Source organism: Flammeovirga pectinis, assembly GCF_003970675.1.
Taxonomy (GTDB): domain Bacteria; phylum Bacteroidota; class Bacteroidia; order Cytophagales; family Flammeovirgaceae; genus Flammeovirga; species Flammeovirga pectinis.
In genome coordinates, this window is record NZ_CP034562.1 from 1,564,464 (window position 1) to 1,577,368 (window position 12,905).

Below are 12,905 nucleotides of genomic sequence, written 5' to 3' on the forward strand. Positions count from 1 at the left end.
ACAATTACATTTTATTAAAATAATTGAAAGATAATTGACCAAAACATGTTTCTTTTTTTTTAATGTACTTAGCTTTGTAGCTTAATTCAAAATCAGATATGAGTAATTCAAAAAGAATTTATTTAGTTCGTCATGGTCAGACGGCATACAATACTAAAAGGATTGTACAAGGTCGTAAAATTGATGCAGATTTAAACGAAATTGGTCAGAAGCAGGGAAAGTTATTATTCGATGCTTACAAAGACTTTAAATTCGATAAATTATATGTTACATCTTTAAAAAGAACACATCAGACAGCTAAAGGATTTATTGATAAGGGATTAGATTATGAAATCATTCCTGAATTTGATGAAATGAATTACGGTGATTTTGAAGGTAACTCTATTGATGATTTTACAGTTGATGGAAAAACCGTTCAAAGTATCTCTGACGAATGGGAAGCAGGTAATTTTGATGCATTTCCTAAAAATGGAGAAATGCTTTTCGATGTTTTACAACGATTAGCAGTTGGTTTAGAGAACATAATGCAAAACGAAAATGAACGTAATGTTCTTATTTGTATGCATAGTCGCTCTATTCGTATATTCTTATGTCTTCTTCTTGATCTTGATTTTGATGAAATGAAGAATTTTGCTCCTAAAAATACAGGGGTAACTACTTTAGAATACAACGAGTACTCTGGAACATTTAAATTAATTGAATTTAATAATGTGGATCATCTTGGAAATGATCCTGAGCTAACATACCTACCTCAAAAGCCTGGAGCTGAAAATGAGCAAGCGGCTGCAATTGAGGAGAAGAGAAAAGAAGACGAGGGGTTAGGTTTCAGAAAATTCAAATTAAACAAACAACTCTATTCTGTTTGTGATGAACTTGGGTATACAGAACCAACACCTATACAAGATAAAGCTATTCCACTTGTTTTATCTGGACACGATTTGTTCGGTATAGCACAAACAGGAACAGGTAAAACAGCAGCTTATTTATTACCACTTCTTTATAAGGCAAAATATGCTCAAGGAAATGATCCGAGAGTACTGATTTTAGTACCTACAAGAGAATTGGCAATTCAAGTAGGAAAAGAAGTCGAAAAATTAGCAGTTTATACTGGTTTAAGACATGCTGTAGTTTATGGTGGTATTGGCCCCAAAACGCAGATTGAAGAAGTAGAAAAAGGGATTGATTTATTAGTAGGTACACCTGGTAGAGTAATGGATATTTATTCTAGAGGTAAATTGAAAACGAAGTCAATTAAATATATGGTACTTGACGAAGCGGATAGAATTATGGATATGGGATTCATGCCACAAATTCGTCAGATGTTGGAAATTATTCCAAGAAAACGTCAGAACCTTTTGTTCTCGGCAACAATGCCAGATGTAGTTGTTCGTTTAAGTGAAGAGTTCTTAGAATTTCCTCAGAGAGTTGAAATTACACCGCAAGCTACTACCGCAGAAATGGTAGATCAGTTTGTGTATAATGTACCCAACTTTATGACGAAACTTCATCTTCTTTCTTATTTAATGAATACAGATGCTTCATTATCAAGAATTATGGTATTTGTACGTAAGAAAGAACAAGCCAATGGCGTAGCTGCTTTCTTACAAAGACACACTGAAGGCGAGGTAAGAGTAATCCATGCTAATAAGGGTCAGAATGCTCGAATAAATAGTATTGATGATTTTAAAGATGGTGACATCCGAGTTTTAGTAGCAACAGATGTAGCTGCAAGAGGTATTGATGTTAGTATGGTATCTCACGTGGTTAACTTTGATGTTCCAGTGATGTATCATGATTATGTTCACCGTGTAGGTAGAACAGGTAGAGCAAACAATACGGGTGTTGCATATACTTTCTGTAATCCTGCGGAGAAATATCATTTATTAAAAATTGAAGAAGTAATTAATAAAGAGATTCCTGTTTTAGAGATGCCAGAAGGAGTAGAAGAACAAGAAGCTACTCAGCATGAAGCACGTGACATGGCGATGGAAATTGATCGTCAGAAACGTAAAGAAGACCCTAACTTTAAGGGAGCCTTTCATGAAAGGAAAAAGAATAAAGATAAGGTGGATAAAAACCGTAGAAATAAAAATAAAGCTTCTATCGATAAGCAGCGAGCAAGTGGTAAAGTAAGTGCTTATATCACACAAGGTAAGTCGAAGAAGAAATAAGTATATTTTAAGAAGGTAAGTTGAAATTTAAATCAGCTTACCTTTTTTGTATTTATATAGTCCATAGACCATAAACCTCCTCCGTTAATCAGTAAAAAAAGACTGCCTAATAACATTGCAAAATCTGTTCTACTAGCATGCATCATTACCCAAAAACCGTCATTCTGTAAAATTGTAAATTTGGTTGTAGCCAATGCTGTAAGCATTATCATAAATGTAAAAAAGCTACCTAAGCGAGTTATAAAGCCAACTAAAATTAATACTCCACAAATTATTTCTATACCGCCAATAAGATTACCTAATATTTCTGGGTTGGGTAAACCGATTTTCTCAAATCTTCCAACACCTCGAAGTGCAGGAAATATAAATTTTTGAATTCCCTCTGATAAAAAAACTACTCCTACCATAATCCTAATTAGAAGAATAGATTTTGAATTGTTTGTTTGAATGAGTTGTTTAAACATACTATTTTTTTATTGTGTTATGGATCAATTGCAAAGATGGATTTTTAAATCACTTTTACTGAGGTGTTTTTGAAAATTTGATAGGATAAATGAATAATTAGATCATCGATAATCTTAAAAAATCAAAATATGGTGTATTTTTGCAATTATGTTGCAAAAACTCATCATTACTTTAATAATCAGTTTATTTCCCTTTTGCGTATTCGCTCAACAAACCACTTTTAAAGGTGTAATTGTTGATGATGAAACCAAATCTCCATTAGAAGGCGTAACCATTCTTGTTGAAAAAACAGGTAATGTAGTTGCTGTTACTACTCATGATGGCCGTTTTCAATTCGTAGATGAAGGAAATAAAAAATCGATTCAAACAATTGTTCATTTTCTAGGCTTTAACGAGAAAAAAGTAACGTTATATGCTAATAAAATGAATGAAGTTGAGATAGACCCATCTTTAGAAGAATTAGAGCAAGTCGAAATTCACGAACATGGGCATGATGAATTGTCACTTTCGGGTATGAACTTGATGAGTGTAAATTCTTTTATGCTTGAAACACAAAAGGCTACTACAATTTCTGAGACGTTAGCAAAAACTCCAGGTGTATCTTACATAAGTACAGGTGTAGGTATTTCTAAGCCTACAGTAAGAGGTATGGCAGGGTCTAGAGTTGTTGTAAGTGTAGATGGTGTAAAGCTTGAAGATCAGCAATGGGGCATGGATCATGGTTTATCTGTAGGGCAATCTACTGTAGACGAAGTAGAAATAGCCAAAGGTGCTGCAACATTGAAATATGGCTCAGATGGTTTGGGAGGTGTAATTAGAATGAAATCACCAGAACCTTTAGGAGAAAATAGTATAGAAGGAAAAGCAGGAATTACTTACCGTAGTAACAACCAATATGTTGGAGCAGATTTTAAAGTAAATGCTCAAAAAGAAAGAGTATTTTATCAGTTATCTGGAGGGTACGAAGATTTTGGTAATTATAGAGTCCCTGCAGAAACATTTGATTATTTAGGAGGAATTTATAGAATTGACAATGGCGTATTAGTAAATACTGGTGGTGATATTGGCAATTTAAAAGCTACTGTTGGATTAGAAACTAACAATTGGATTAGTAGTATTTCATATTCTATGTTTAAAGAATCTGTTGGTTTGTTTCCAGGGGCAACAGGTATTCCTTCTCAGAGTTGGTTAGATAGTTTTGGCAATGAACGAAATCCATCTGTACCTAAGCAAGAAATTTTACATCAAATGATAACTTGGAACTCCCACCTAGATATAGGCAATGGTGTTTTATGGTTTGATCTTGGGCAACAATTCAATAATAGACAAGAACTATCTGACCCAATTAGGCATGGAAGACCTGAAAGTGAATATGGTTCTGTAGCAAATGAACTAAATCTTAGAACTTCCTCTGTAAATGTGCATTATGATGTAGAGAAAGAAAATTTGAAGTGGGAGACAGGTATCAATTACGAATATCAAGAAAATGAGCGTAGTGGTTATGATTTTCTTATTCCAAATTATCGTCAAAATACAGCAGGTGGTTATGGTATGATAGGTTGGGAAATGAGTGAGAAGCTAGAATTAATTGGTGGTTTAAGATTCGATTACATATCATTTGATTCTGATGAATACGTTGATAATTACTTTGATGACCCTTCAAATTCAGGAACCCCTTGGGTGAGGGCACAAGCCATTTCTAATGATTATTACAATTTTACGGGGTCTGTTGGTTTAAAATGGAAGCTATTGAAAGTAATAGATGCAAATACAAATTTCGCGAAGACTTTTAGAGCACCTACTGCAAATGAATTAGCTGCTAATGGTGTTCATCATGGTACTTTTAGACACGAACAAGGTACAGCAGATTTATCTCCTGAAACGGGATACCAATGGGACCTTAATTTAAGTTACTCGACTAAAAAAGTAGCTTTAAGTATTAATCCTTATTTTAATTACTATTCAAATTACATTTACTTAGCTGCTTCTGGGACACCATCAACATTACCTGATGGAGGGCAAATTTATAAGTATACAGAAAGTGAAGGCTTCTTTACGGGTTATGAATTTTCTTTAAATTGGAATATTTCAAAGAAATTTGTCTTTACTAATTCTGTAGAATATGTTTATTCCGTAAATACTGAAACGAAGAGATCGTTTCCGTTTGTACCTCCTTTAGCAACTTTAAATGAGCTTACTTTTACACAACCTGTAAAGAGTAGTTTTTTTAGTAAACCATATATTTCTGTTAATGCAGAATTGGTTCAAGCCCAAAATAGGGTTGATAGAAATGAATTAGCCACAGATGGTTATGCTGTAATGGGCCTTAAAATGGGGACAGGCTTCCATATGAAATCAGTATATGGCAACCTTACATTTAGAGTAGATAACCTTACAAATGCCAATTATATGAGGCATTTATCACGATATAGAATATTAAATTTACCAGAACCCGGACGTAACTTTACAGTTAGTTTATCTAGTTGGTTTTAATCAAAAAGAGAGGGTTCTTTACAACTGAAATTTATTAGAAATCTTTCTGCGTGAGTGGAAAGATTTTCTTTTTTTGTACTATCCATTTTATCGTAATTATTAATGAGCATACTAAGTCTAGGGTTCTTTTTCATGGTATTTCTCTGTTTATCCATGAATCGCCAGAATAAACCATCCCAAGTCTTTTGCCATTCTCCTTTTTTATAATTACTCATTTTTAATACATAATTGCTACTACTTATATAAGGTTTTGAGGCCATTAACCCACCATCAGCAAACTGACTCATTCCGTAAACATTGGTAACCATTACCCAATCATAGGCGTCAATAAATAACTCCATAAACCATTTGTAAACTTCATTTGGATGGAACTCACATAAGAGCATAAAGTTACCAAGTACCATCAAACGTTCAATATGATGACAATAACCTGTAGCTAGAACTTTATTAATACAATCATCAATAGGGGGTATTCCTGTGGTTCCATTATAAAAAGAGTTCGGTATTTTAGTGGTAAAATTCCAATAATTAATGCTTCTTTCATCACTTCCTCTTATTTCGTAAATTCCTCTAATAAATTCTCTCCACCCAATAAGTTGTCTAATTAAACCTTCAGTAGAGTTAATTGGAATTTCGTTTTTAGTAGCAAAATCGAGAATACGGTGTACTACATATTGGATAGATAATAACCCAGTATTTAAAAGAGGAGATAGTAAGCTATGGTTTAGAATGTTTTCATTATTTACTATTGCATCTTCATAACTACCGAACTCAGAAAATCTTTCTTCTAAAAATTGCTCTAACCATATTTCAGCAGATTGAAAATCTATAGGGTAAAAGTTACTTGTATTAATCTCACCATAATTTTTAGAGAAATGATTTTCAGTATACTCAATAGCTTCTTCATAAATTTTTGAAGATGTGCAAAATTGAACTTTAGGAGGCGTTTTTTTAGCAGGGTACTTTTTTCTGTTATCACCATCAAAAGACCATTGACCACCTATGGGTTGAGCTTCTTTATCCACTAAAATATTTAATCGAACTCTTTGTGCTTTATAAAATTTAGAATGATAATATTTCTTTGCTGTTTTATTGAGTAACCTTTCATTAATCTGTTTTGAATTTAGAAAAGAAGGGTTCTCTAAAAGAGTTAATGTGATGTTATTTTTTGAACAAGTGGATTTTAATCGTTTTTCTAACCAATTATCTGTTGGGTCAATTGAAACAATTTCTTTTACATCGTTATCTATAAATTCAATAACGTTTCTAATGTCATTCTTTTGGTGACTATCTATATATAAAACATCTTTACCCAATTGCTTTAAATAACTTTCATAGTTTTTCATGGATGCTCTATGAAATGCAATTTTTTGTTTGTGAAATTTATACTGATTGAAGTATAAATGCTCTTCAATTAAAAGAAATGAATTATAGTGAAGTAAAGGGGACTCTTTAAATAATTGATGAGGAAAAACAATGGCAATAGTTTTCATTTAAATAGCTTTTTTGTTGAGATTATTTCTTGTGTGAAGTACTAAAATTCGTTTTTTATCTTCCTTTACTGCACTCTCTTTTCTGTGTCCCCAAATTCTTGTCCGTGCCTTTTTACCACTTTCAATTAAATCTACAATTGGGTCGGGGTATTCGAGATCTCCTAAATTATTAAACGCTCTATCTAGTCGTGTCATTTTCCAAGGTTCATGAATATAGTTATCTGGAATATTTTTCAATTCTGGTATCCAACTACGAATAAATTTCCCTTTTGGATCATGTTCAAGAGATTGTTTTAAAGGATTATAAATTCTAATTGTATTCACTCCAGTTGTACCCGCTTGCATTTGAAACTGGGTGTAGTGAATACCTGGTTCATAATCTAAAAATAAATTTGCCAAGTGGTAAACACCTCGTCTCCAATCTTGATCTAAATGATGACATAAAAATGAAACAACCATTGCACGCATTCTAAAATTTAACCAACCTGTTTCTATTAAACATCGCATACATGCATCAACTAACGGATAGCCTGTTTTACCCTCTTTCCAAGCAGTTAAAAAAGCGTCGTTATTATCATTTACTAGTGTTTCATACCCTTTATTCACACATTCTGTTTCGTATGTACATTCACTTTCAAATTTTTGAATAAAGTGACAATGCCATTTTAAACGTGTCATTATTCCAGAAAAAGCTTTTTTGTTATTAGGCCTGTTGGGGTGATTTTTCAGAAACAAATAGCATTGTTTAATAGATAAATTACCCCATGCTAAGTAAGGTGATAACCTTCCACAAGAAGTTCTACTTTCTAATGGTTTTGATATAAATTTATGGTATCCAAATCCTCTTCCATTAGCAAAGGATTCAAGGTATTTGTTACCATATTCTTCTCCTGCTGGCTGATATGATTTTGAATAATTTGTGTATTTATTTTTAATGTGAGTGGGTAGTGGAGCTGGATTAATTATATTGATAGATTTACTGTCATTGTATTTATTCTCAATGACGTTTGTGTTCATGGTTGAATACCAATTTTTATCCCAATCTAGTCTGTTTTTTATTCCACGCTGTATTCCATCTCTCTGAAATTCTACCCATTTAATGCCGTTTGATTTAAATGCATTACTAAGATCTATGTCTCGTAAATAAGTCTTTTGTATGCCGCTCTCTTGGTAACTATAAACGGATTTAATACGGTAGGTGAAAGATATTTTTTCAAATATATCAATAGCTTCTCCATACATTATCTGCACCTTATGGTTGTTTTTTTGGAGAATGGAATTCATTATTAATAAAGACTGATATTGAAATTGAAGGTGGCGTAAGGAGGTGTCTTTGTAGTAAATACAACTTGGTTCAAAAATGAAAATTATTAAATAGGGTAGGTTACTTTTTTCTGCTTCGTGTAGTGCTTTATGGTCTTGAGTTCTTAAATCTCTCTTTAACCAAACAATATTAATTTCTTTAGTTTCCATGAGAATAGATCAATTGATGTGGGTGATTAGATTATCTTTTTGATATTTTATTACCAGATATCATTCTTTGTCTGGAACATTTAAATCTTGAAATTTCATTGTTCCTTTTTTTGATATGTTTATGGTTTGTAACGGAGTGTACCCTTTTTCTCCAGAGGTTAAAACTTGATCTTTTAAGTTCCTTTCTCATTATAGAAATAACGTCTGCTTCGCTACATTGAAATTGATATTTTATAGCAGAAAAAGGTGTTCTATCTTCCCATGCCATTTGAATTATTCTGTCAATTTCTTCAGAGGTTAATTGCGGTGTTGTCATTTTTATCATTTTATATAAAACAGAAACACCATCTAATTGTTTTTAGAATTCAAGGGTAAATAATTAATCATAAAAAAAAGGTGAACCATTTCTGATTCACCTTTCTGTATAAATTGAATTGGAATAAATTATCCAATAATTTTTTGAGTCAATAAAGCAATTTCTAATTCTTCATTAGTTGGAACAACCAACACTTTAATTTTAGAATCAGCTGTTTGAATTTCTTCAATATCAGAAGCTCTTAACTTATCATTTTTGGCAACATCAACTGCAATGCCTAAATGTTCTAAATCATTAGCTGCTAATAAACGAACCCCATGATCATTTTCTCCAACACCTGCAGTAAACACGATAGCATCTGCACCATTTAATGCCGCTAAGTAAGCACCAATATACTTTTTAATACGGTAAGTATACATGTGTAAACCTAAGATTGCTGCTTCATCACCTGCATTAAATCTTGCTTCGATATCACGCATATCACTGTCGCCAGTAATACCTAACATACCAGATTTCTTATTAAGCAAGTCATAAACATCATCAGATTTCATACCTAATTTGTCTATTAAATAGAAAACGACAGCAGGATCGATATCTCCAGAACGAGTACCCATCATTAAGCCATCAAGAGGAGAGAAGCCCATAGAAGTATCAATACACTCACCATTACGTACAGCCGACATAGAGCAACCGTTACCTAAGTGAATTGTAATTACCTTAGAATTTTTTCCTTTAAGACCTAAATAATCTATTGCTGTTTCTGATACATATTTATGAGAAGTACCATGCATACCGTACACACGAACTCCATTCTTTTCATATAATTCTGCAGGTACTGCATAGCGATATGATTTAGAAGGCATAGTTTGGTGAAAAGCAGTATCGAATACAGCTACTTGAGTTGCCTTAGCAAATATGTTAGTACAATCTTCTATTCCCTGTAAATTGGCAGGGTTATGAAGTGGTGCAAGTTGGAAACATTCTCTAATTTTTTCTTTTACCTCAGTAGTAATAACTGTAGGCTTATTAAAGAACTCTCCACCGTGAACAACTCTGTGTCCAACAGCTTGAATATCATCTGTGTTTTGAATTACACCATTTTCTCCATCTGTAAGTAAAGCCACTACTTCTGTAAGGCCAACATTGTGATTAGGAATAGGTAACTCTTTTTTTACTTTAGTAGCATTTCCTTCGGCATCAAATGTTTTGTGCGTTATGATACCAGATTCTAAACCGATTCTTTCTACAATACCTGAGCAAAGTACTACAGTACCTTCCATTTCAAATAGTTGGTATTTTAACGAAGAACTACCTGCGTTGATTACAAGAATTTTCATTTGAATATAAGGAGTTATTATGATTATTAATGTGCAAAAATAAGAAGATTACCTCTCCTAATAGAAGAGGTAATCTTAATATGTCTAAAGGCTGTTATTATTCAACCGCCATAAAATACTTTATGATTGGTTACCTTGGATAGCAGTTATAATAACTGTATTCAAGACATCTTCTACTAAACAACCTCTTGATAAATCGTTTACTGGTTTATTTAAACCTTGTAGAACAGGACCGATAGCTAATGCTCCAGTCTCTCTTTGTACTGCTTTGTAAGTATTGTTACCTGTATTCAAATCAGGGAAAATCAATACATTTGCTTGACCAGCAACGTCAGAACCAGGCATTTTTTGAGCACCCACTTTTGCATCTACAGCTGCATCGTATTGAATTGGACCTTCGATTTTTAAGTCAGGACGTTTTTCTTTTGCAATTGCTGTAGCTTTACGTACTTTTTCTACTTCTTCACCAGATCCCGAAGCACCTGAAGAATAAGATAGCATTGCAATTTTTGGCTCAATACCGAATGACATAGCTGTTTCTGCAGAAGAGATAGCTATTTCTGATAATTGTTCTGAGTTAGGGTTAGGGTTTACAGCACAATCGCCATAAACTAAAACTCTATCTGGTAAACTCATAAAGAAAACTGAAGATACTACAGAAGTACCTGGTTTTGTTTTAATTATCTGTAATGCCGGACGGATTGTTGCTGCAGTTGTATGTACTGCACCAGATACCATACCGTTTGCATCACCCATTTGTACCATCATAGTACCAAAGTAAGAAACGTCAGACATTGCATCAGTTGCCATATCTAAGTTCATTCCCTTATGCTTTCTTAATTCGTAAAGAGTATTTACATACTCATTAAATTTAGAATATTTTACAGGGTCGATAATTTCTACTTGAGAGAAGTCGATATTAACGTGGTTGTTACGCGCAACGTCAATTATTTCTTCTTCTTTACCCAATAAGATAATATCTACAATATTTTGAGTTGCTAAGATAGCAGAAGCTTCTAAGATTCTTGGATCGTTTCCTTCTGGAAGAACAATTCTTGATCTTTTCTGTTTCGCTCTCTGTGTAAGCATGTATTGGAACATCTTAGGTGTCATTCCTTCCACCTTAACTGTACTTAGCAAGTTATCTAATAACTTGTTATCTACATGCTTCGCAAATAACTCTTTTGCATAAGAAATACGCGTTAAATCATTTGCACGCATAGATGCTGTTACTTCGTTAGCATCATTTGCAGTAACATATGTGTTATGATCTACTGAAAGTACAGGGATCATGTCTTGCATACCTTCAATTACACGTTTAATCGACTCATCTGGCGCTAAACCTGTAGTCAATAAAATACCTGCAATGTTTGGGTAACTTTGAGAACGGTGAGCTGAAATTGTTCCTAAAACAATATCACCTCTATCACCTGGTGTGATAACTAAAGAATTAGGTTTTACTTTAGGTAAGAAGTTTTGCATTTGCATTGCAGCAATAGTGATATTGTCTACAAGTACATCTAAATTATCTTCTCCGTATAAAACTTTAGCTTTTAAATGTTCTGCTATATCTCTAATAGTAGGGCTAGAGATTCTTTCGTCGCCAGGAATAGTTGCTAACAGCATTTCTTCCTGAGCAAAATTATCTGCAAGAACTACATTTAATTCATTTATGATATCTGCTTCAACACGGTTAACTACAGCACCAATAACCTTACAGTCATTAGAACTAAAGTCATCAATAGATACTCTAAGAGCATCAGTACACTCGTGAACAGATTTATTATTTGCATTGGTTAATACCAACACTGGAGATGCTAAGTTTTTAGCAAACTCAATATTAAGGCTATGTTCTAATGTAATTGAATTTTTGTAATCGCTACTTTCAATTAAAATAAAATCAAAACGCTCTTCTAATTTCTTATACTTAGAGATAACAATCTCTAGCATTTCGTCTTTTTTACCTTGTGATATTAGCTCGTTAGCCTTTTTTAAAGTTAAACCGTAAGCTTCTTCGTGAGTTAGGTTTAATCCAAAATGTTCGATGACCAAAGAAATATGTTCATCTCCTTTTCCTGATTGATAGTCCCCGATAACTGGTTTAAAGAATCCTACTTTAGAACTTTTTCTTAGTGAATTCTCTAAAATACCTAAAGCAACTAAAGCTTTACCACTATTGGGCTCAGCTGTGCTAATGTAAATCGAATTTGTCATTTGATTTTAATGGTGGTTTTATAATTTCTCGTTTATTTTTTTATCACAGGTCAAAATAAATAGATGACCTGTGATAAATGCTAATATTTATATGTAATAAACCGTAATTACTTTACGGCTATACATGATATTTCTATACCCACATCTTTTGGTAAGCGAGCAACTTGTACAGTTTCTCTTGCAGGGGCTGTTTCTTCTTTAAAGTAGGTAGCGTATACAGAGTTGATTTTAGCAAAATCATCCATATCACGTACAAAAATGCTACATTTTACAACTTCCTCGAAAGTCATATTTGCAGCAGCCAAGACATGGCCTAAGTTTTTCATTACTTGGTGTGTTTCATTTTCAATAGAATCGTTAATGAAATTACCTGTAGACTGATCAATACCTATTTGACCAGATACGTAAAGAGTGTCTTTTGATAAAGTAGCTTGAGAATAAGGACCTAGCGGAGATGGTGCTAAATCACTGAAAATTATTTTTTTCATGAGAGTGGTATAATTATTAAACGATCTACAAAAATATATAGATAGTTTTACCCTCATAGTGACACATGTCAGTTTTTACATTATTTATGTAAAATTTGCTGTGTTTGTATTAACAAAGTTCTACAATTTTCAAGAAAAGCATCAGTTTTCTCAATCAAACTGTTCTCATTAAAATTTTCTGTTTTGTAGTCATTCTCTAAAGAACAGATTAAATCTTTAAGTGAATTGACACCAAGAATTTGCATTGAGGGCTTTAACTTATGGACTTGCTTAGACAAGTTTTCCCAATCATTATATTTCTTTGCTTCGTTAATACCAGAAATGCCTTCTTTTAGTGTAGAATTAAAAGAATCGAGCATTTTAGTAATAAATGAGTCGTCTCCTCTAGATAATAATTCTAACTGAGACAGGTCGTACATCTTATTATTTTGTGGGGTACTCATAGTAATTAGGCT

10 protein-coding genes are annotated in these 12,905 nt (G+C 33.0%); 2 read left to right on the forward strand and 8 right to left on the reverse strand.

Annotated features, from left to right (window positions below; all coding sequences use genetic code 11):
- The first annotated feature begins 98 nt into the window (after window positions 1-98).
- A complete protein-coding gene (locus tag EI427_RS06305) occupies window positions 99-2,171 on the forward strand; it encodes a DEAD/DEAH box helicase (RefSeq protein WP_126612798.1) in 2,073 nt (690 codons plus the stop codon).
- A gap of 32 nt (window positions 2,172-2,203) precedes the next feature.
- Here EI427_RS06305 and EI427_RS06310 read toward each other — a convergent pair whose 3' ends face one another.
- Window positions 2,204-2,635 (reverse strand): DoxX family protein, encoded by a 432-nt coding sequence (locus tag EI427_RS06310; RefSeq protein WP_126612801.1) that lies wholly within the window; start codon window positions 2,633-2,635, stop codon window positions 2,204-2,206.
- A 148-nt stretch (window positions 2,636-2,783) separates the two neighbouring features.
- Between EI427_RS06310 and EI427_RS06315 the strand changes: the two genes are divergently transcribed.
- A complete protein-coding gene (locus tag EI427_RS06315; protein ID WP_126612803.1) occupies window positions 2,784-5,129 on the forward strand; it encodes a TonB-dependent receptor in 2,346 nt (781 codons plus the stop codon).
- Here EI427_RS06315 and EI427_RS06320 read toward each other — a convergent pair.
- From EI427_RS06320 to EI427_RS06350, 7 genes are all read right to left on the reverse strand, one after another.
- Entirely contained in the window at window positions 5,126-6,622 is a 1,497-nt protein-coding gene (locus EI427_RS06320) for a cryptochrome/photolyase family protein (protein ID WP_126612805.1), read from the reverse strand. The genes EI427_RS06315 and EI427_RS06320 overlap by 4 nt on opposite strands.
- A complete protein-coding gene (locus EI427_RS06325) occupies window positions 6,623-8,095 on the reverse strand; it encodes a cryptochrome/deoxyribodipyrimidine photo-lyase family protein (RefSeq protein ID WP_126612807.1) in 1,473 nt (490 codons plus the stop codon).
- 31 nt (window positions 8,096-8,126) lie between these two features.
- Window positions 8,127-8,411, reverse strand: coding sequence for a TIGR03643 family protein (locus tag EI427_RS06330; protein WP_126612809.1), 285 nt, complete (start codon window positions 8,409-8,411; stop codon window positions 8,127-8,129).
- A gap of 128 nt (window positions 8,412-8,539) precedes the next feature.
- Entirely contained in the window at window positions 8,540-9,748 is a 1,209-nt protein-coding gene (locus EI427_RS06335; RefSeq protein ID WP_126612812.1) for an acetate/propionate family kinase, read from the reverse strand.
- Between the two features lie 120 nt (window positions 9,749-9,868).
- Window positions 9,869-11,962: a phosphate acetyltransferase gene (gene pta / locus EI427_RS06340; RefSeq protein ID WP_126612814.1), complete on the reverse strand. Its 2,094-nt coding sequence runs from the start codon at window positions 11,960-11,962 to the stop codon at window positions 9,869-9,871.
- Between the two features lie 107 nt (window positions 11,963-12,069).
- Window positions 12,070-12,450: a Rid family detoxifying hydrolase gene (locus tag EI427_RS06345; RefSeq protein WP_126612816.1), complete on the reverse strand. Its 381-nt coding sequence runs from the start codon at window positions 12,448-12,450 to the stop codon at window positions 12,070-12,072.
- 80 nt (window positions 12,451-12,530) lie between these two features.
- On the reverse strand, window positions 12,531-12,893 hold the full coding sequence (locus EI427_RS06350) for an Hpt domain-containing protein (RefSeq protein WP_126612818.1): 363 nt from the start codon (window positions 12,891-12,893) through the stop codon (window positions 12,531-12,533).
- Between the last annotated feature and the right edge of the window lie 12 nt (window positions 12,894-12,905).

Coding starts and splice junctions, on each gene's coding strand:
- EI427_RS06305 (WP_126612798.1), top strand. CDS start 99: ATGAGTAATTCAAAAAGAATTTATTTAGTTCGTCATGGTCAGACGGCA.
- EI427_RS06345 (WP_126612816.1), bottom strand. CDS start 12,450: ATGAAAAAAATAATTTTCAGTGATTTAGCACCATCTCCGCTAGGTCCT.
- pta (WP_126612814.1), bottom strand. CDS start 11,962: ATGACAAATTCGATTTACATTAGCACAGCTGAGCCCAATAGTGGTAAA.
- EI427_RS06320 (WP_126612805.1), bottom strand. CDS start 6,622: ATGAAAACTATTGCCATTGTTTTTCCTCATCAATTATTTAAAGAGTCC.
- EI427_RS06315 (WP_126612803.1), top strand. CDS start 2,784: ATGTTGCAAAAACTCATCATTACTTTAATAATCAGTTTATTTCCCTTT.
- EI427_RS06335 (WP_126612812.1), bottom strand. CDS start 9,748: ATGAAAATTCTTGTAATCAACGCAGGTAGTTCTTCGTTAAAATACCAA.
- EI427_RS06330 (WP_126612809.1), bottom strand. CDS start 8,411: ATGACAACACCGCAATTAACCTCTGAAGAAATTGACAGAATAATTCAA.
- EI427_RS06310 (WP_126612801.1), bottom strand. CDS start 2,635: ATGTTTAAACAACTCATTCAAACAAACAATTCAAAATCTATTCTTCTA.
- EI427_RS06350 (WP_126612818.1), bottom strand. CDS start 12,893: ATGAGTACCCCACAAAATAATAAGATGTACGACCTGTCTCAGTTAGAA.
- EI427_RS06325 (WP_126612807.1), bottom strand. CDS start 8,095: ATGGAAACTAAAGAAATTAATATTGTTTGGTTAAAGAGAGATTTAAGA.